The organism is Methylobacterium terricola, from assembly GCF_006151805.1.
Lineage (GTDB): Bacteria > Pseudomonadota > Alphaproteobacteria > Rhizobiales > Beijerinckiaceae > Methylobacterium > Methylobacterium terricola.
This window is the reverse complement of the sequence record NZ_VDDA01000017.1, coordinates 25,331-43,871: the sequence shown is the minus strand read 5'-3', so window position 1 is coordinate 43,871 and position 18,541 is coordinate 25,331. Positions and strand designations below refer to the sequence as shown.

The 18,541-nt window shown below is 70.5% G+C and carries 13 protein-coding genes; 3 read left to right on the top strand and 10 right to left on the bottom strand.

Translation table 11 applies throughout. The features are described from left to right. Nucleotides 1-34 precede the first annotated feature (34 nt). A complete protein-coding gene (locus FF100_RS26325; protein ID WP_139038728.1) occupies nucleotides 35-859 on the top strand; it encodes a class I SAM-dependent methyltransferase in 825 nt (274 codons plus the stop codon). Nucleotides 860-1,034: 175 nt separating this feature from the next. Here FF100_RS26325 and FF100_RS26320 read toward each other — a convergent pair whose 3' ends face one another. Continuing rightward, entirely contained in the window at nucleotides 1,035-2,108 is a 1,074-nt protein-coding gene (locus FF100_RS26320; RefSeq protein WP_139038727.1) for a quinone-dependent dihydroorotate dehydrogenase, read from the bottom strand. Nucleotides 2,109-2,110: 2 nt separating this feature from the next. Beyond that, a complete protein-coding gene (locus FF100_RS26315; protein WP_139038726.1) occupies nucleotides 2,111-2,458 on the bottom strand; it encodes a DUF952 domain-containing protein in 348 nt (115 codons plus the stop codon). Between the two features lie 147 nt (nucleotides 2,459-2,605). Here FF100_RS26315 and FF100_RS26310 point away from each other — a divergent pair, with 147 nt between their 5' ends. After that, complete coding sequence (locus FF100_RS26310) at nucleotides 2,606-3,232, top strand: S24 family peptidase (protein ID WP_139038725.1); 627 nt, start codon at nucleotides 2,606-2,608, stop codon at nucleotides 3,230-3,232. Nucleotides 3,233-3,336: 104 nt separating this feature from the next. Here the strand turns inward: FF100_RS26310 and FF100_RS26305 are convergent, their stop codons facing one another. The 6 genes from FF100_RS26305 to FF100_RS26280 form a co-directional block, all read right to left on the bottom strand. Beyond that, nucleotides 3,337-6,879 carry a hybrid sensor histidine kinase/response regulator gene (locus FF100_RS26305; protein ID WP_139038724.1) on the bottom strand — a complete coding sequence of 1,181 codons (3,543 nt, stop codon included), beginning with the start codon at nucleotides 6,877-6,879 and terminating at the stop codon, nucleotides 3,337-3,339. Between the two features lie 94 nt (nucleotides 6,880-6,973). Continuing rightward, nucleotides 6,974-7,147 (bottom strand): metallothionein, encoded by a 174-nt coding sequence (locus tag FF100_RS26300; protein ID WP_139038723.1) that lies wholly within the window; start codon nucleotides 7,145-7,147, stop codon nucleotides 6,974-6,976. Continuing rightward, nucleotides 7,144-7,482, bottom strand: coding sequence for an ArsR/SmtB family transcription factor (locus FF100_RS26295; protein ID WP_171070335.1), 339 nt, complete (start codon nucleotides 7,480-7,482; stop codon nucleotides 7,144-7,146). Before FF100_RS26295 ends, FF100_RS26300 begins: the two co-directional genes overlap by 4 nt. A 170-nt stretch (nucleotides 7,483-7,652) precedes the next feature. After that, on the bottom strand, nucleotides 7,653-9,614 hold the full coding sequence (locus FF100_RS26290) for a putative bifunctional diguanylate cyclase/phosphodiesterase (protein ID WP_171070334.1): 1,962 nt from the start codon (nucleotides 9,612-9,614) through the stop codon (nucleotides 7,653-7,655). A 340-nt stretch (nucleotides 9,615-9,954) separates the two neighbouring features. Continuing rightward, entirely contained in the window at nucleotides 9,955-11,499 is a 1,545-nt protein-coding gene (gene glgA, locus FF100_RS26285) for a glycogen synthase GlgA (RefSeq protein WP_139038721.1), read from the bottom strand. A gap of 225 nt (nucleotides 11,500-11,724) precedes the next feature. Next, nucleotides 11,725-13,380, bottom strand: coding sequence for an alpha-amylase family glycosyl hydrolase (locus FF100_RS26280; protein ID WP_425463356.1), 1,656 nt, complete (start codon nucleotides 13,378-13,380; stop codon nucleotides 11,725-11,727). A 702-nt stretch (nucleotides 13,381-14,082) separates the two neighbouring features. Between FF100_RS26280 and FF100_RS26275 the strand changes: the two genes are divergently transcribed. After that, nucleotides 14,083-16,524, top strand: coding sequence for a glycogen/starch/alpha-glucan phosphorylase (locus tag FF100_RS26275; protein ID WP_425463358.1), 2,442 nt, complete (start codon nucleotides 14,083-14,085; stop codon nucleotides 16,522-16,524). Between the two features lie 171 nt (nucleotides 16,525-16,695). Here FF100_RS26275 and FF100_RS26270 read toward each other — a convergent pair whose 3' ends face one another. Beyond that, nucleotides 16,696-18,267, bottom strand: a complete 1,572-nt coding sequence (locus FF100_RS26270; protein WP_139038720.1) for an OpgD/OpgG family glucan biosynthesis protein — start codon at nucleotides 18,265-18,267, stop codon at nucleotides 16,696-16,698. Between the two features lie 13 nt (nucleotides 18,268-18,280). Continuing rightward, nucleotides 18,281-18,460 carry a hypothetical protein gene (locus tag FF100_RS26265; RefSeq protein WP_139038812.1) on the bottom strand — a complete coding sequence of 60 codons (180 nt, stop codon included), beginning with the start codon at nucleotides 18,458-18,460 and terminating at the stop codon, nucleotides 18,281-18,283. Nucleotides 18,461-18,541 lie beyond the last annotated feature (81 nt).

The following is an 18,541-nucleotide window of genomic DNA, read 5'->3' as shown; positions in this document are numbered from 1 at the left end:
CCCCTCACCGCCGCTTCACGAGACCGAATCCCGCATGACGATGGCGGACCCGATCACAGATCGCGCGGGCGACGACCCGTTCCTCCCGCCCCGCGCGGTCGACGACCGGGCGATCTGTACGTTCAACCACACCATCGACCTGCCCGGCCACGGCACCGTGGCGGGGGCCTGGGACCTGCGGGCCGGGCTCGATTCCTATCTCGGCCACGTCGCGGTGGCGGGCAAGCGCGTGCTCGATTTCGGCGCCACCAGCGGCTTTCTCGGCTTCGCCATGGAGGCGCGCGGCGCCGAGGTGGTGGCCTACGATTTCGCCGGCGAGGCGTGCTGGGAGATGGTGCCGTATCCCGATTTCGAGCGTGCGGTGATCGCCCCGGAGATCCGCAACCACCTGCGCCGGTTCGAGAATGCCTGGTGGTACAGCCACGCGGCGCTCGGCTCGCGGGCCCTGCGGGCCGGCGGCCCGCTCTATGCGGTGCCGAAGGCGGTCGGCCCGGTCGATATCGCGGTGCTCGGCAACGCGCTGACGCGCCTGCGCGACCCGTTCCGGGCCCTCCACGGCGCCCTGCGGCTCACCCGGGAGACCGTGGTGGTCACCGAGATGCTGCCGAAATCGCTGCAATTCCTGCGCTTCCTGCCGCGCAGCATCGGATTGCCGCTCTTCCTCCTGCCCCGCACCGACCAGCGCATCCGCTTCGATGCCTGGTGGACCATCGCGCCGACGACGATGCAGGAATTGCTGGCGATCCTCGGCTTCGGCGAATCGGTGGTGACGTATCACCACCAGCAGCTGCTCGGGCAGAAGCGGCTCTGCTACACCGTGGTGGCGCGGCGCACCGAGCCGACGAACCCGGAATTGTGAGGCGCCCCCACTCCTCCCCCCTCTGCGGACGGCGGCAGACAGGACGACGCTGCCGGGAAGGGCCCGGATCGTTCCGGAGGGCGCGCCCCGATCAGCGCCGCGCGGCCCCTCTCCCGGCCTGCCTCGCAGAGGCTGGGAAGGGTCAGGGTGGCGCGGACTTCCGTCGGCCGGCGCTTCACGCGGTTCGCGCCAGTTCCTCCGCATCGCGCCCGACGACCGCATCGAGGCTCCGGATGCCCTCCTTCTCCATCCGCTGCACCAGCCCGGCCTTGATCTCGCTCACCAGGCCCGGCCCGGCATAGACCAGGGCGGAATAGAGCTGGATCAGGCTGGCGCCGGCCCGGATCTTGGTCCAGGCGGCCTCGGCCGAATCGACCCCGCCGACGCCGATCAGCGGCAGGTCGGGTCCGACGCGCCGGTAGGTCTCGGCGAGCAGCCGGGTCGCGGGTGAGAAGAGCGGCCGGCCGGACAGGCCGCCGGTCTCGGCCCGGGCCGCCGCCCGGAGGCTTGCCGGCCGCGCCACGGTGGTGTTCGAGACGATGAGCGCGTCCATGCCCCGGCGCCGGGCGGTCGCCGTCATCGCGTCGAGGCCGTCGAGGCCGAGATCGGGGGCGATCTTGAGCAGCACCGCGGTGCCGGCGCCCGCTTCGTCCCGGGCCTCGACCACCCGCGCGAGCAGGTCGTCGAGGAAGGCCTCGCCCTGCAGGTCGCGCAGGCCGGGCGTATTGGGCGACGAGACGTTGACGGTGATGAAGTCGACGAGACCGGCGAGGCCGCGCGTGCAGGCGACGTAATCGGCCAGCCGGTCCGCCGACTCCTTGTTGGCCCCGATATTGACCCCGACGATCCCGGGCCGGCCTTTCCTGGCGGCGAGCCGGGCCCGCACCACGTCGAGCCCCTCGCTGTTGAGGCCGAAGCGGTTGATCACCGCCCCGTCCTCCGGCAGCCGGAAGACCCGCGGGCGCGGATTGCCGGGCTGCGGCCGCGGCACCACCCCGCCAACCTCGACGAAGCCGAATCCGAGCCCGAGCAGGGCATCGGGCGCCTGCGCGCCCTTGTCGAATCCCGCCGCCAGACCGATCGGATTGGAAAACTGTCTTGATATAACCGTTACGCAGAGACGGGGATCGTCGGATGCCGGATCCCGCAGGGGAAGCCGCGCGAGTGCCCCAAGGGTCAGGGTATGGGCGGTCTCGGGATCGAGGGCGTGAAGCAGCGGGCGGACGAGGGGGAAGAGGGCCGGGATCACGGTCAACCCTTGATGGAGTTTGGGAAAATATGGTCCCCGCCGGGTCCGAGCGGCAGCGGCGTGACGCTTGTGACGGCAGAGAGCGGGAGCGGGCCGTAGAGGTGCGGGAACAGGGCCCCGCCGCGGGACGGCTCGTAGCGCAGGGCGTCGCCGAGCGCCGCCCCGTCGACGGCGACCAGAAGAAGATTATCCTGTCCCGAGAAATGCTTGGCGGCCGTCTCCGGCGCCTGCGCGGCGGTCGAGAAATGGATGTAGCCATCCGCCCGATCGACCGGCGCGCCCTCGAAGCGGCCAGCCGCCTCGGCCTCACGCCACAGGGATGCGGGGCATATCTTGTAGATCACGGTCACGGGCGCCGCTTGCCTCCTCGATGGGTGTCGGGCGAGCGATAGCGGCGGCGGGACAACCCGGCAACGCCGTTGCCTTTCGGTGAGGGTTCGGTAGTTTACATTTGTTAGTTTGGTGGTGAACACCCACCCGCGTCAGGCCAGGTCCCCATGCTGTCCCACGAGCAAATCTGGTCCGCGATCGATCACCTCGCCCAGCGCAACAACCTCACGGCGTCCGGCCTCGCGAAACGCGCCGGCCTCGACGCGACGAGCTTCAACCGCTCGAAGCGCATCAGTCCCGATGGGCGCAAGCGCTGGCCCTCGACCGAATCGGTCGCCAAGATCCTGGCCGCCACCGGCTCCACCCTGGACGATTTCCTGCGTCTGCTCGGGCCGAGGACCGGCGATTCGCGCACCGTCGTGCCGCTGATCGGCAGCGAGAGCGCCACCGGCCAGATCGGCGCCAACGGGCTGCCGGGCAATGGCAGCGTGGTCCAGGAGGTGGAGGTGCCGGGTCTCGGGGAGGAGAGCTGCTTTGCCATCGAGGCGCGGGGCGGCGCCCTGACGCCGTTGTACCGGGATGGCGACGTGCTGGTGGTCTCGCCCACCGCCGCGATGCGCAAGGGCGACCGGGTGGTCACCTGCCTCGGCGGCGGCGGCATCCTGGCGGCCGAGCTGAAGCGGCGCACCACACGCGCCGCCGAGCTGAGCGCGCCCATTCCCGGCGAGCCCGACCGGGTGATCCCGGTCGCGGACATCGCCTGGATGGCCCGGGTGATGTGGGTGCGCCAATAGTACCGGCGCACCGCGCCATCGATGCGTCGGCACCGCGACGCCGGCTCGGGCTCGTCTCTCGCCGTCGAACCCGCCCGTCCGGCGGTGCCGGGGGATGACGTTCCTCACTCCGCCGCCTGCCGACGGCCGCGCCATTGCGTCAGCAGGGCACGCAGCGCCGCCGGCTTGAGCGGCTTGCCCAGCACCTGGACCCGCTGCGCGGCCGCCGCGTCGCGCACGTCCGGCGAGCGGTCGGCGGTCAGCAGCACCGCCGGGATGTCGGCGGCAAGCGCCGCCCGCAAGCCCGCGATCAGGTCGAGCCCGGTGCCCTGGTCGAGGTGGTAATCGGCCACGATCACGTCGGGACGCACCGATCCGCCGAGGACCAGGGCGAGCGCCTCGCTGAGGGAGCCGGCGGTGTGCAGCGTGCAGCCCCAGCTGCCCACCAGCACCCGCATCCCGTCGACGATCGCCGGCTCGTTGTCGATGGCGAGCACCGTGAGGCCGGCGAGCGGCACGGTGGCCGGGCGCGGCGCCTCGCCCTGCGCCTCGAGGGCCGGCCGCAGGGGCGCGCTCGGCACCGCGACCGAGAAGGCCGAGCCGCGGCCCGGGGTCGAGGCGAGCGTCACCGGATGGTCGAGAAGCCGCGCTGCGCGCTCGACGATCGACAGGCCGAGGCCGAGGCCGCGGGCGACCCGGGCGCCCTGATCGAGGCGCTGGAACTCGCGGAAGACCAGCTTCTGCTGCGCCGCCGGGATGCCGAGGCCGGTATCGCAGACCATCAGCACCACCCGGTCGCCCTGGCGACGGGCGCCGACGAGCACGCGTCCTTGCGGCGTGTACTTGATCGCGTTCGAGACCAGGTTGTGCAGGAGCCGGCGCAGCAATTGCCGATCGGAGCGCAGGGCGAGCGAGGAGGGGAGGACGGTGAGCCGCAATCCCTTCTCCTGCGCCATCGGCCCGAACTCGCGCTGGACCTGGCGGAAGAGGTCCGACACCCGCACGATCGAGAGCTGCGGCTTGAGCGCCCCGGTATCGAGGCGCGAGATCTCCAGCAGGGCGGTCAGGATCTCCTCGACGGCGTCGAGGGAGGCGTCGACGTTCTCGGCGAGGGTCGGGTCGCTGCCCCGGTCGCGCTCGACCAGGGCACTGGCATAGAGCCGTGCCGCGTTGAGCGGCTGGAGGATGTCGTGGCTGGCCGCCGCGAGGAAGCGGGTCTTCGAGGCATTGGCCTCGTCGGCCTCGGCCTTGGCCCGGGTCAACGCGGCGTTGAGGCGGGTCAGCTCCTCGGTGCGCTCGCGCACCCGGGTCTCCAGCTCTTCGTTGAGGCGGGTGCGCGCCTCCTCGGCGGCGACCGAATCGGTCACGTCGGTATAGGTCGCCACCACGCCGCCATTCGGCAGGAGGTTCGCCCGGATCTCGATCACCCGGCCGCTCGGGTGGAGCCGCAGGCGCTGCGGCCCGGATTCGAGCCGGAAGGCGGCGATGCGCTCGCGCACCAGCGTGTCGGCGTCGCGGGCACCGTAGGCGCCGCGGCCGGCATTGAAGCGCACGATGGCTTCGAGATCGATGCCGGGCTGGATCATGTCCGGCGGCAGGTCGTAGAGGTCGGCGAAGGCACGGTTCCAGACGATCAGCTTCATGTCGCGGTCGAAGACCGTGATGCCCTGCTTGGCGTGATCGAGACCGTGCTGGAGGATGTCGCGGCTGTACTGGAACGCCGCCGAGGCGTCGTCGAGGAGCTTGAGCGCCGCCTTCGGCGACACGTTCCGTCGGCGCAGCAGCAGCGACAGGGCGAGCCGGGCCGACGACGCGCCGATCGCCGAAGCGAGCAGGTGCTCGGCATGGCGCAGCTCGGGCAGGCCTGCCACCGCCTCGTCCCGCAGCGGCCGGCCCTGGCCTTGCGCAAATTCCTCGAAGGCCCGCACCGCCCGCTCCTCGCCGAGGAAGCGCGCCACCGTGGCGCGCAGCTCGGCGAGCGTCACGGCGCTGCGGAACAGCCGGAAGCTCGGCGCGACCGGGCCGACCTCGTCGAAGCCGGAGACCTGCCCGAACGCCTCGGCCTGCAGGCGCTCGATCGCGGTGGGCGGGCGCCGCAGCGAAACGCCGAGATAGGCCAGCGTGTTGAGGCCGAGGCTCCACAGCGTGCCGTGGACGAGGCGCGGGAAGTCGTCGAGCCCCATCAGCGCCGTCGGGCTCAGCGCCTCGAGGCCGAACGGCCCGTCGGCGAGCAGCGACGCGGCCCAGCCGTCGCCGGTGACGAGGCTCGGCAGCAGCAGGGTATAGACCCAGACCGTGAACCCGACGATGAGCCCGGCCGCCGCCCCGGCCCCGGTGCCGCGGCCCCAGTACAGCGCGCCGATGAAGGCCGGGGCGATCTGCGCCACCGCCGCGAAGGAGAGGAGGCCGATCGAGGCGAGCGCCACCTCGCCGGCGACCCGCGAATAGATGTAGGCGACCAGCACCACCGCGACGATCGCGATGCGGCGCACCACCAGCACGTAGCCGCCGAGATCCGGGGCGCCGGGCTCCGGCGACGGCGAGGCTCCGGCCACCAGGTTGCGCCGCCGCAAGGCGACCGGGATGACGAGGTGGTTCGAGATCATGATCGCCACCGCGACCGATTCGACGATCACCATGGCGGTCGCCGCCGAGAGGCCGCCGATGAACGCGACGAGGGCGATGCCGTCGGCCCGCTCGTGCAGGGGGAGCGCCAGCACGGTCATGTCGCGCTGCACCGTGCCCTCCGGGAACAGCGCCAGGCCGGCGAGCGCCAGCGGCACCACGAACAGGTTGATGAGCACGAGGTAGAGCGGGAAGGTCCAGGCCGCCCGGCCGATATCGGCGACCGCGCGGTTCTCCACCACCGCCATGTGGAACTGGCGCGGCAGCAGCAGCACGGCCGCGGCCGAGAGCAGGGTCTGCACGATCAGCGTCGCCGGCCCGGAGGTCTGCCCGGCCAGCGTCCCGAGCCCGTGCATGGCGCTCGACGAGGCCGGCAGGTCGCGCAGCATCCAGCCGACGACGAAGCCGCCGACGGTGAGGAAGGCGAGGAGCTTGACCAGGGATTCGAGTGCCACCGCCAGGGTCAGCCCGTCCTGGTGCTCGGTGGCGTCGGCGTGGCGGGTGCCGAAGGCGACCGCGAAGCCCGCCAGCACCAGCGCCACGAACAGCCCGAGATCGCCCAGCATGTCCGCCGGCGCCCCGACTCCGTCGGTGGCGCGCAGGAAGACCTGGAGCGAGGACGCCACCGCCCGCAATTGCAGGGCGATGTAGGGCACCGCGCCGACCACCGAGATCAGGCAGACGAGCGCGGCGATGCGCTCGCTCTTGCCGTAGCGCGCGGCGATGAAGTCGGCGATCGAGGTCGAGTTCTGGGCCTTGGCGATCCGCGCCACCCGGGCGACCAGCCGGTAGCCGAGACCGATCACCAGGATCGGGCCGACATAGATGGTGAGGAAGTCGAGCCCGGCATGGCTCGCGAGCCCGACCGAGCCGAAGAAGGTCCAGGAGGTGCAGTAGACCGCCAGCGACAGCGCGTAGATCGTCGGCCGCACCCGCGCGTCGCGCATCAGGCTCCGCCCGGAGACGTCGCCCCAATGGGCGACCGCGAACAGGGCGCAGATGTAGACGAGGGCCGCCAGCACCACCGTCCAGCCTGCGATCATGGCACTCGTCCGTCCCCGGCCCGGGCGGGGGCCCGGGCATCCATGGTCGGGGCCTGTCTAGACGATTTCGGGGCCGGTGCGACCCCGATACGATTCAGCCGTGGCAGGCGCAGCCGGCGTGGTCGCAGCCGGCATGGTGGGGATGACCCTCGGCGCATTCCTCGCAGCAGAAGGACTTGCCCTCGCGCGACACCGCCTTGGCGACGGGCACCACGCAGACGCAATCTTCGCAGGCGCACTTCACGGTCTCGACAGTCGTGCCGGTCATGGTTCTGGTTCCTCTCGGTGAGTATGGTCGTGATCGTGTCCGTGCGGCTCGGTGAGGTGGGCGACCATGTTGCGCAGGACGTCGCGGACGTGGTCGTCGTCGACCGCGTAGGCGACGTGCCGGCCGTGGCGCACCGCGCGCAGGATGCGGGCGGTGCGCAGCAGGCGCAGGTGGTGCGAGGTCAGCGACTGCGACAGCGCCAGCGTCTCGCCGAGCTCGCCGACCGTGCGTTCCGTCTCCAGGCAGGCGAGCACGATGCGCAGGCGGTTGGGCTCGCCGAGGAGCCGGAAGACCTCCGCCACGTCCGCGACCTGCTCGGGCAACAGGGGCCGCACACCCTCTCCTCAACATATGAACACGTGCTCATGTGTTGCTGACGTTGGAGTACGTGTCAAGACAGGACCACCCGTCGCGGCTGCGGGGAGCCCTCGAACGCGATCGACCCCGCGGCGCCGGTCGCGCCGCGGGGTTGATGACGATCCGCCAGGGGAGGGGGGGGGGAAGTTCAGGCCCGGGCCGCCGACCGCACGCCCGATTGCTGTTCCAGGAATCGGCCGACATCCTCCTCGCGCATCGGCTTCGAGTAGAAGTAGCCCTGGATCAGGCGGCAGCCGATGCCCTGGAGGATGTCGAGCTGCTCGCGCGTCTCCACGCCCTCCACGACGCAGGACAGGGATAGGTCGCGCGACAGCGCGCTGACCGAGCTGACGATCTTGCGGCTCGCCTCGTTCTTCTCGAGGTCGCGCACGAAGCTTCCGTCGACCTTGATCTTGTCGAGCGGCAGCTTCTGGATCTGGCTCAAGGACGAGTAGCCGGTGCCGAAATCGTCGAGCGAGATGCGCGCGCCGGTCGCCTTCAAGCGATGGATGTTGGCCAGCGCCTCGTCGAGGTTCATCATCAGCGCGGTCTCGGTCACCTCGAACTCGACGCGGCGCGGCGACACGCCGCTCTGCATCAGGATCGCGATCAGGGCGAGGACCTTCTCGGAGGCGACGATGTCGTGGCCCGACAGGTTGAACGAGATGCCGACCTCGTCCGGCCATTGCTTGATCGCCGCGAGCGCCTTTCTCAGGAGGACCGGGGTCAGGTTCGAGATGAAGCCGGATTGCTCGGCCGCCACGATGAACCGCCCCGGCGAGACGAAGCCGAGAACCGGGCTCTGCCACCGCGCCAGGCATTCGAGCAGCAGGGTCCTGTCCTCGTGCGAGTCGACGATCGGCTGGAACGTGAGGAAGAATTCGGCGTCGAGGTCGGCCTCCCGCAGGGTGCGTTCCATCAGCGCCATCTCGCGCACGTCGCGCTCGTGCTCCTGGCTGAACACCACCGGCTTCAGGCGGCCGGTGCGCTTGGCGTTGAACAGGGCGTAGTCGGCGCGGTCGTAGAGTTCGGTGATGGTCTCCGCCATGGTCGGGAAGGTCGCGAAGCCGACCGAGCAACCGAGCAGGAGGCGCAGATCGCCGACCTCGATCGGCGTGTGGACGGCATCGATGACGGTCTGACCGATCTCGAGCAGCCGGTCGCCGTCGGCCGAGCCTGTCGCGATGAAGGCGAACTCGTCGCCGCCCAGGCGGTAGATGTCGCCATGCGGCGCGATGATGTCCTGCAGCCGCAAGGCCATTGCCCGGAGCAGCCGGTCACCCACGAGATGGCCGTGGCTGTCGTTGACCGTCTTGAACCCGTCGAGGTCGATGATCGCGAACGAGACCAGGCCACCGCTCTCGCGCGCCGTCGCGAGCGCCTGTTCGAGGTCGCGGAAGCAGCGGCGTCGGTTGCCGATCTCGGTCAGCATGTCGGTGTTGGCGATGCGATAGTTCTGCTCGCTGAGGGCAGCGACCTCGCGGGCCTTGGCCGCGATCTCCTGGCTCTTGGCGTCGACCAGGATCCGCGAGGTCACCAGCCCGACGAAATCCCGGATATGCAGATAGGCCACATAGGCGAGGCCGGCGACGCCACCGCTCAACAGGACGAGCAATCCAGAGATGTCCGAACCCGCGCGCTTCGCCATGTACAGCATGCCGACGACGCAGACGCTGGCGCACAGCACCGATGCCTTGCGCAGGTGGAGAAAGCCGAACAGGAGGAAGACCATCTGCCCGCCCATGCACAGGGCCAGGACCATGAGGGCGTCCGGTGTCGACCATTGTGACAGCCACACCTCCCAGCCGACGATGACCGAGAGACCCACGACAAGCTCGATGCCGACGATGCGCAGCGTGCGGGCGCATTCTTCGGGGGACGGGATCGCATTGCGACGGCGATACAGAAGGGCGAACCAGAAGTAGCCCTTCGGCAGGAGGAACAGCGGGACGAAAACGGCCCAGCTCCACCACGGCGCGAGCCCGGCATGAACGAAGGAGACCGCGCCCGCCACACCGCACAGCGCCACGAACAACGGGATGCAGGTAGAGGCGAGGGCCTTGAACCGGGCTTGTTCAAGGGAGTAGATGAGACTGCCGGTGGCGAGCAAAATCGGCGCTCCTCTGGGGATCCTAACGTCAGGATGCCCCCGGAGGAGTGTAAAAATTCTTGCCGCTACGTCATCGATGGCCGTCGAGACGAGCGGGGGTGCCGAGCCAGGATTCCGGACGCCCGTGACGGGCCGAACCCGCATCCGGCCGGAGCCTCACGTCAGGGCCGTTCCCGGACTTCAGATGATGGGACCTGCCGTGTGACGACGGAGTCCGAGCCGGATGCCCTGGCGTCCGACGGCCGCGACGGCAAACGACCCCGCGGTGCGGTCGGCACTGCGGGGTCGAGGAAAAATCATGACGGAATGGCTTGTCGCGTAGGCGGGACCAGGTCCCCGATCAGGCCACCGCGCGCCCACGCATCAGGTCCGCCCCGTTGCCGACGACGCGGGTGTACAGCGAGGAATAGCCGTCGGCGGCCTTGTCCCAGCCGAAGTCGCGCGACATGGCGCTGCGGCGCATCGCGCCGAGCCGGCGCTTCGACGCGAAGGTGTCGAAGGCACGGCGGATGGCGCCGCTCAGGCCCTTGAGCGAGGCTTCGCCGAACAGGAAGCCGGTGACGCCGTCCTCGACCGTATCGGCGAGACCGCCGGTGCGGTGGGCGATCGGCAACGAGCCGAAGCGCTGGGCGTACATCTGGGCGAGGCCGCAGGGCTCGAAGCGCGACGGCATCAGAAGGAAGTCACTGCCGGCGAACATCCGGTGGGCGTCGGTCTCCTCGAAGCCGACCCGCACCCCGACCGCGCCGGGATGGCGCCGGGCGAGATCGAGGAAGGCGGCCTCGAAGCGCGGCTCGCCCTGGCCGGTGACCACGAGCTGCCCGCCCTCGGCCACGATCGCTTCGGCTGCCGCGAGGGTCAGGTCGACGCCCTTCTGGTGCACGAGGCGCGACACGATGGCGAAGAGCGGCCCGCGCGACACGCCGAGGCCGAAGCGGGTGCGCACCGCGTCGGCATTGGCGCGCTTGCCCTTCCAATCGTCGGGCTCGAAACGGGTGGCGAGGAGGGGATCGGTGCGGGGGTCCCAGCTCTCGTCGATGCCGTTGAGGATGCCGGCGAGCCGGCCCTGATGGGCCCGGGTGCGCAGCAGCCCGTCGAGGCCGCAGCCGAATTCGGGAGTGGTGATCTCGTGGGCGTAGGTCTCGCTGACGGTGGTGACGTGCGAGGCGTAGAACAGGCCGGCCTTGAGGAACGACAGCTTGCCGTAGAACTCGACGCCGTCGATGTGGAAGGCGCTCTCCGGCACGCCGAGGCGGCCGAGATTCTCCCACGGGAACAGGCCCTGATAGGCGAGGTTGTGGATGGTGAGCACGGTCGGCGTGCGCTGGCCGCGCCAAGCCAGGTAGGCCGGCGCCAAAGCCGTCTGCCAGTCGTTGAGGTGGAGGAGGTCGGCGCGCCACTCGGGGTCGGCCCCTTGCGCGATCTCGACCGCCGCGAGGCTGAGCCGGCCGAAGCGCAGGTCGTTGTCGGCGAAATCCACGCCCTGGTCGCCGTAGGGCGAGCCGTCGCGCTCGTAGAGGGCGTCGCAGAGGATCACGTAGACGGGCAGTCCGTCGCCGGTCTCGATCAGGCCGAGGTCGCAGGGCGGCATCTCGGCGCTGCCGGGCAGGTGGGCGACGACCGGGATGTCGGGGTGGCGCTCGACCACCTGGCGGTATCCGGGGATCAGGATCCGCACGTCGTAATGCTGGCGCAGGGCCCGGGGCAGGGAGGCCGCAACCTCGCCGAGGCCGCCGGTCTTGATGAAATCCGCCATCTCGGGCGTGGCGTAGAGGATCCGCGGCTTGAGCGAGCCTCGCAGCGCCTCGATGGCGTCCTGGGGGGAGTCGTCAGGCGACAATGCCGGCGCTTGGGTAGCCGACCATGCCGACGCCGGAAATGTCATGAAATGCCCCCACGCCGCGAGCCGGACGGACTGCGAGCGGACGATGCCGCGGCGTACCGCCACGACAACGCGCAATTCCTGTCTCGGTTCCAGTGCACTGCACAATATCATGCCGCGCGTGCGCGGCAAGAAAAATGTACGTAATCGGAAGACGAGAGCGCGATCCGTGCCGCCTCGCAAAGCTATGCCGCGTCGGGTGCAGGGCTTAGGCGGGTCATGGTCGGATCAGCCGCCGGCCTCGGGCGTGCGCCGGGCGAGCACCAGCGCCTCGTCTCCCGCGAGTGCGAAATGCCCATCCTGTGGGCCCTCGCCGCGTCGGCCGCCGGCGCTCGACAGGAGCACCTCCCAGCCCGGCCCGGGTGGCACTTCGGTTCTGCAAGCCTCGTGCCCGAAATTGAGGGCGATTCGGACGACCGCGTCGCCGTGCAGGCGCTCGTACACGAGGACGTCGCCGGCGCTGGAGACCGCCCGGTAGGCGCCGATGCTCAAGGCCGGATGCTCGCGCCGGAGCGCGATCAGGCGGCGGTGCAGGGTCAGGATCGAGGCGGGATCGTCGCGCAGGTGCTCGACGTTGCGGGTCTGGGCGTGCGGGTCGAGCGGCAGCCAGGGCTCGACGGTGGAGAACCCGGCCTGGGGCCCGGGCGCCCATTGCATCGGCGTGCGCTCCGGGTCGCGGCCGCGGCCGGGCTCGTTGTGCTCCCACGGGTCACGGACGCGCTCGGGCGGGATCGGCACCCGGCCCAGGCCGATCTCGTCGCCGTAATAGAGCGTCGGCGTGCCGCGCAGGGTGAGGAGCAGCACCGCCGCCACCCGTGCCTGCGCATCGCCGACCCGCGCGGCGATGCGCGGCTGGTCGTGGTTGCCGAGCACCCAGTTCGGCCAGCCGCCGGCGGGCAGGGCCGCCTCGTACTCGGCCACCAGGTCCGCCACGGCCTGGGCGTGCCACGGCGTCTGGATCAGCTGGAAGTTGAACGGCAGGTGCGCGCCCGACAGGTCGGTGCCGTAATAGGCGACGAGCCGCTCCAGCGGCAGGTAGATCTCGCCGATCAGCACCCGGGCGTCGTATTCCTCCAGCACCGCCCGCATCTCGGCGATGACCTGCATCACCTCGGGCTGGTCGGCGGAATGGAGCTGGACCAGGCTGTTGATCTCCGGCTCGCCCGGGACGTAGTGCGGGTTGACCGGGTTGTCGCGGAGAGCCTCGTCCTTCATCAGGTGCCAGATCACGTCGACCCGGAAGCCGTCGACGCCGCGGTCGAGCCAGAAGCGCAGCACGTTCGTCATCGCGGCGCGAACCTCAGGGTTGCGCCAGTTCAGGTCGGGCTGCTCGCTCAGGAAGGCGTGGTAGTAGTATTGCCCCGTCGCCGGATCGAGGGTCCAGGCCGGGCCGCCGAAATTGCTGATCCAGTTGTTCGGCGGACCGCCATCGGCCGCCGGCTCGCGCCAGATGTACCAGTCGCGCTTCGGGTTGTCGCGCGACGCCCGGGATTCCCGGAACCACGGATGCTCCTGCGAGCTGTGGTTTGGCACGAAATCCATGATCACCCGCAGGCGGCGGCGATGGGCTTCCGCCACCAGGGCATCGAAATCGGCGAGCGTGCCGAAGAGCGGGTCGATGTCGCAGTAATCCGAGACGTCGTAGCCGTAATCCGCCATCGGCGAGCGGCAGACCGGCGAGAGCCACAGGGCATCGACGCCGAGCCAGGCGAGGTAGTCGAGGCGCGCCGTCACGCCCTGGATGTCGCCGACGCCGTCGCCGTTCGTGTCCTGGAAGGAGCGCGGATAGACCTGGTAGACGATGCCCGCCTTCCACCATAGCTCGCCTGCCAGCAACCGGGCCGGCGCCGCGTCCGGGCCTGCGGGCTTCGCGTCCTCGGTCATGCTGCACTCCTGCAGGCGCCCGTTGGGCGCAATTCGATTGCGGGCTGGGGTTGAGCCGGCAGGCCCTAACCCCTATAACGATGGCGGTTGCGGCTGTGCCTTGCTGGGAAGCCGGTCCGCCGCATCCGGTTCCTCGCCCGCGGCCGCGAGAGGCCGAGCGTGGCAAGCCCGCATCACCGGCGGCCGCGACGTCGCCGGCGACGAGACCGGCGGGGAGGGGGCAGCGCCCCGGCCGGGCTCATCACTCCGGCGCCGTTCCGTCCGAAGGACGGTGCGGCGCGCCGGTCGGGCTAGACCGAAAGTGCAAGCCAGGTCTGCCGGTCGGCCCTTCCCTGGGGGCAATTGCTCACCATAAGGTCCGGCCTGCGAGCGACCTCGAAAGCGTTCACACTCGCTTCAGGCCGCTTCGCCAAAATCAAGTCTCGTTTCCGTGAGACGTGTCGGGACAGCAACACGCGGTCAATCGCGTGGCCGAGCTTGTCCCGGCGTCTCGACATCGACGTTCCACAGCCACACGATGCTGCCGTGGCCGAAGGTTTGCTGCACGGCACGCGACGCCAGATCGCGCTGCAGCAACACGAGACCTGCGGCAGGGAAGGGGGTTCCAAGGTGCTGAACGAGGTTATTCTGTCCGGTCGCCAGCGCGACGAGTCTCGGCAGGACGCGCAGGCGTCGCACGGCTCCGACTCGGCGCGCTCCTGGATGCCGCAGGCGGCGCCCGCCGCCCCCGCGGGCGACGAGGTCACGGTGATGCGCACCGCGATCCTGGCCAAGCTCGCCTACGGCCTGGGCAAGACGCCCGCCACCGCCCGCGACCGCGACTGGTTCGTGGCGACGGCCTTGGCGCTCCGCGACCGCGCGGTCGCCGCGAGCGCGATCACCGCCGGGATCGTGCCGCCGAAGCGCGTGCACTATCTCTCCCTCGAATTCCTGATCGGGCGCCTTCTCTCCGACGCGATGGGCAATCTCGGCGTCGCCGAGACGGTGCGGGCGGCGCTCGCCGGGCTCGACGTCGACCTCGAGGCGGTGGCGGGTGCCGAGCCCGACGCGGCGCTCGGCAATGGCGGCCTCGGGCGGCTGGCCGCCTGCTTCATGGAGAGCATGGCGAGCCTCGCGATTCCCGCCTACGGCTACGGCATCCGCTACGATCACGGCCTGTTCCGGCAGGTGATCGAGGACGGCGTGCAGCGCGAGGTGCCGGAGACTTGGCTGTCCGAGGGCAATCCCTGGGAGTTCGAGCGGGCGGAGGCGGCCTGCGAGGTCGGCTTCGGCGGCGACGTGGTGATGAGCGTCCAGCCGGACGGCACGCTCCGCCGCGTCTGGCGCCCGGCCGAGACCGTGCGCGCGGTTCCGTACGACACCCCGGTCATCGGGCGGGGCGCCAAGCACGTCAACGCGCTGCGCCTGTGGGCCGCCCGCGCCCCCGAGGCGATCGACCTCGCCCGCTTCAATGCCGGCGACCATGTCGGGGCGGTCGCCGAGCGCGCCCGGGCCGAGGCGATCTCGCGGGTGCTCTACCCGAGCGACGGCACGCCGGCCGGCCAGGAGCTGCGCCTGCGCCAGGAATTCTTCTTCACCTCGGCCTCGCTGCAGGACCTGGTGCGCCGCCACGTCGCCGAGCGCGGCGACCTGCGCTCGCTGCCCGACCATGCCGCGATCCAGCTCAACGACACCCACCCGGCCATCGCCGTGCCGGAGCTGATGCGGCTCCTCGTCGACGTGCACGGCCTGGCCTGGGAGGATGCCTGGCACGTCACGACCCAGACGCTCGGCTACACCAACCACACCCTGATGCCGGAGGCCCTGGAGACCTGGCCGGTGGAGCTGATGGAGCGGCTGCTGCCGCGCCACATGCAGATCATCTACCTGATCAACTGGATGCACCTGGAGGAGGTGTCGAAGCACGGCACGTCGCCCGAGAAACTCGCCGAGGTCTCGCTGATCGACGAGAGCCACGGCAAGCGCGTCCGCATGGGCCATCTCGCCTTCCTCGGTGCCCGGCGGGTCAACGGCGTCTCGGCGCTCCACACCGAGCTGATGCGCCAGACGGTGTTCGCGCCGCTCCACGCCCTCGACACCGACAAGATCGTCAACAAGACCAACGGCATCACCTTCCGGCGCTGGCTCCACAACGCCAATCCGGGCCTCACCGCGCTCGCCGTCGAGGCTTTGGGTGCGAAGGTGCTCGACGATCCGCGCCACCTCGAGGGGCTCGCCGCCTTCGCCGACGATGCCGCCTTCCAGGCGCGCTACGCGGCGGTGCGCCGCGAGCGCAAGGAAGCGCTCGCCCGCGTCGTCGAGGAGCGCACCGGCATCGCCCTCGATCCGGAGGCCCTGTTCGACGTCCAGATCAAGCGCATCCACGAGTACAAGCGCCAGCTCCTCAACATCCTGGAGACGGTCGCGCTCTACCAGGCGATCAAGGCGGAGCCGCACCGCGACTGGACGCCCCGGGTCAAGCTGTTCGCCGGCAAGGCGGCGCCGAGCTATCACCAGGCCAAGCTGATCATCCGGCTCGCCAGCGACGTGGCCAAGCGCGTCAACGCCGATCCGGACGTGGCCGGCCGCCTGACGGTGGCCTTCGTGCCGAACTACTCGGTCAGCCTCGCCGAAGCGATCATCCCGGCGGCCGACCTGTCGGAGCAGATCTCGACCGCGGGCCTCGAGGCTTCGGGCACCGGCAACATGAAGCTGGCGCTCAACGGCGCGCTCACCATCGGCACGCTCGACGGCGCCAACATCGAAATCAAGGACCATGTCGGGTCCGACAACATCTTCATCTTCGGCCTCGACGCGGCCGGGGTGCAGCGTACCCAGAGCGAGCCCGGCTATGCCGGCCGCGCCATCGCGGCCTCGGCCCGTCTGCGCGGCGCCCTCGATCTGATCGCAGCGGGCGGCTTCTCGCCGGGCGAGCCGGGCCGCTTCCGTCCCCTCGTCGACGAGCTCACCCACGGTGACCGGTTCCTGCTCACTGCCGATTTCGACGATTACTGGCGGGCGCAGCGCGAGGTCGACGCGGCCTGGCGCAAGCCGCGGACCTGGTGGCGCTCGGCGATCCTCAACACGGCGCGCACAGCGTGGTTCTCGTCGGACCGCACGATGCGGGAATACGCCGAGGAGATCTGGCGGGTGCGGGTGGGCTGACACGGCCTGACCGGGTGACGCGATGAAAAAAGCCCCGCGGCGTGAGCCGCGGGGCTTTTTTCTCGCGGGAAGATAGGTTTGGCGTCGGTCTTCCCCTCACCGCATCGTCCCGGGGCGCGCTTCACGGCCCCAGGATGACGGCCGAGGGTATCGAACGCCTCCGAGCGTCACTCACGCCGCCGGAATATACTGATACGTCCAGGTCTCGCTCAGCGTCTCCTGGCCCAGGCGCAGGAAGAGCCGCAACTCCACCGGCTCCGCTCCGGTCACCGCCAGGTCGAACTCGGCCCGCCAATGGCCCGGCACGTCGTCCGGCACCGCCTCGGTGCGGGCGAGCGGGAAGGTGCCGCGCGACGCCGTGAGCACCGGCTCCGGCTTCACCCCGGCCGGCAACCGGCCTAAGGGCTCGCCCAAAAACTCGACCACGAACTTGCGCACGCCCTTCGGCCGGTCGGTGCCGGCCTGGCCGCCATTGCCCTCGCGGGTCGCGACGACCCGGGCGAGGTAGCTCGGATAGGGCTCGCCCGCGACCCAGTGCAGGCGGTAGGCGAGGTCGTGCGAGGAGCCGGCGCGGGCGGGCTCGCTGGGCACCCACATCGCCACGACGTTGTCGTGGATCTCGTCGTCGGTGGCGTTCTCGACCAGCTGGACGCTGCCCTTGCCCCAGTCGCCGAGCGGCTCGACCCAGAGCGAGGGCCGCCGGTCGTAGTAGACGCCGTCCTGGTAATGGTCGAACAGGCGGTCGCGCTGCATCAGGCCGAAGCCGCGCGGGCGCTCGTCGGAGAAGGCCGAGACCATGGTGCGGGGCGGGTTGCGCAACGGGCGCCAGATCCGCTCGCCGGTGCCGGTCCACAAAGCCAGGCCGTCCGAATCGTGCACCTCCGGCCGCCAGTCGACGGCGGTCGGCTTGGCGGTCTCGGAGAACCAGTACATCGAGGTCAGGGGCGCCAGGCCGAAGCGTCCGACGTCCTTGCGCAGGTGCAGGCTCGCCTCGATGTCCATCACCACCGCCTGGGTGCGGCGCATCTTGAAGCGATAGGCGCCCGCCGCCGAGGGGCCGTCGAGGAGCGTCAGGACCGTGACGGTGTCGGAATCCGGCGCCGGGGTCTCGAACCAGACATGGGTGAAGTCCGGGAATTCCTCCGGCCGGTCCGCCATCACGGTGTCGAGGGCGAGGCCCCTTGCCGAGAGGCCGTACTGGTAGAGCTCGCCGATCGCCCGGAAGTACGAGGCGCCGAGAAAGGCGACCCAGTCGTTGCGGCGCCAGTCAGGGGGGCCGCCGCGGCGCTCCTGGAAGCGGAAGCCGGCGAAGCCCGGATTCGGCGGCAGGCGCCGGGCCGGCGAATCGGCCGGCATCTCGAAGGCGGCCGGATCGTAGATGATCTCGCGGGCCTGGCCCCCCTCGACCACGTGCATCCACACCGGCTTCTGGAAGTAGCGGCCGAGATGGAAGAACGTGACCGGGAAGGCGCTCGGGCCGTCGGCCCACAGGGCGTGGTCGGGCTTGTATTTCAGCTTGCCGTGGGCGTCGTAGTCGATCGCCTGCAGCACGTCGCGGTCGGGCACCGCCGGCGCCGCGTAGGGGCGGGAGGCCATCTCCCGCGCCCGTGCCTTCAGGGCCTCGAAGCTGAAGGCCTCGGGCTGGCCGAGGGGCAGCTCGGCGCTCAGCGCCTGGCTCAACCCTTGGGGCCCGGAACCGAGCAGGAGCGCGGCGCCGGCGAGCAGCGTACGACGGTCGATCATGGCGGCGAGCCCTCTAGCGGATCGGCTCGATGCTGGTGGCCCGGCGCCAGAGCTGGACCATGATGTACAGGGCCATCAGGCTGAACAGCACCATCAGGATGTGGCCGACGGTGTCGCCGAGCTCGAAGATGCCGGCGAGCGCCCAGCCCGCCGCGATTGCGACCGCGAACACCTCGACGCCGACCAGCACCATGATGCTGAGGATGGTGACGAGGCTGCGGGGCTTGAGGGAAGCTGATGCGGGCACGCGGCCTGACCCTTGTCCGGTGTGGCG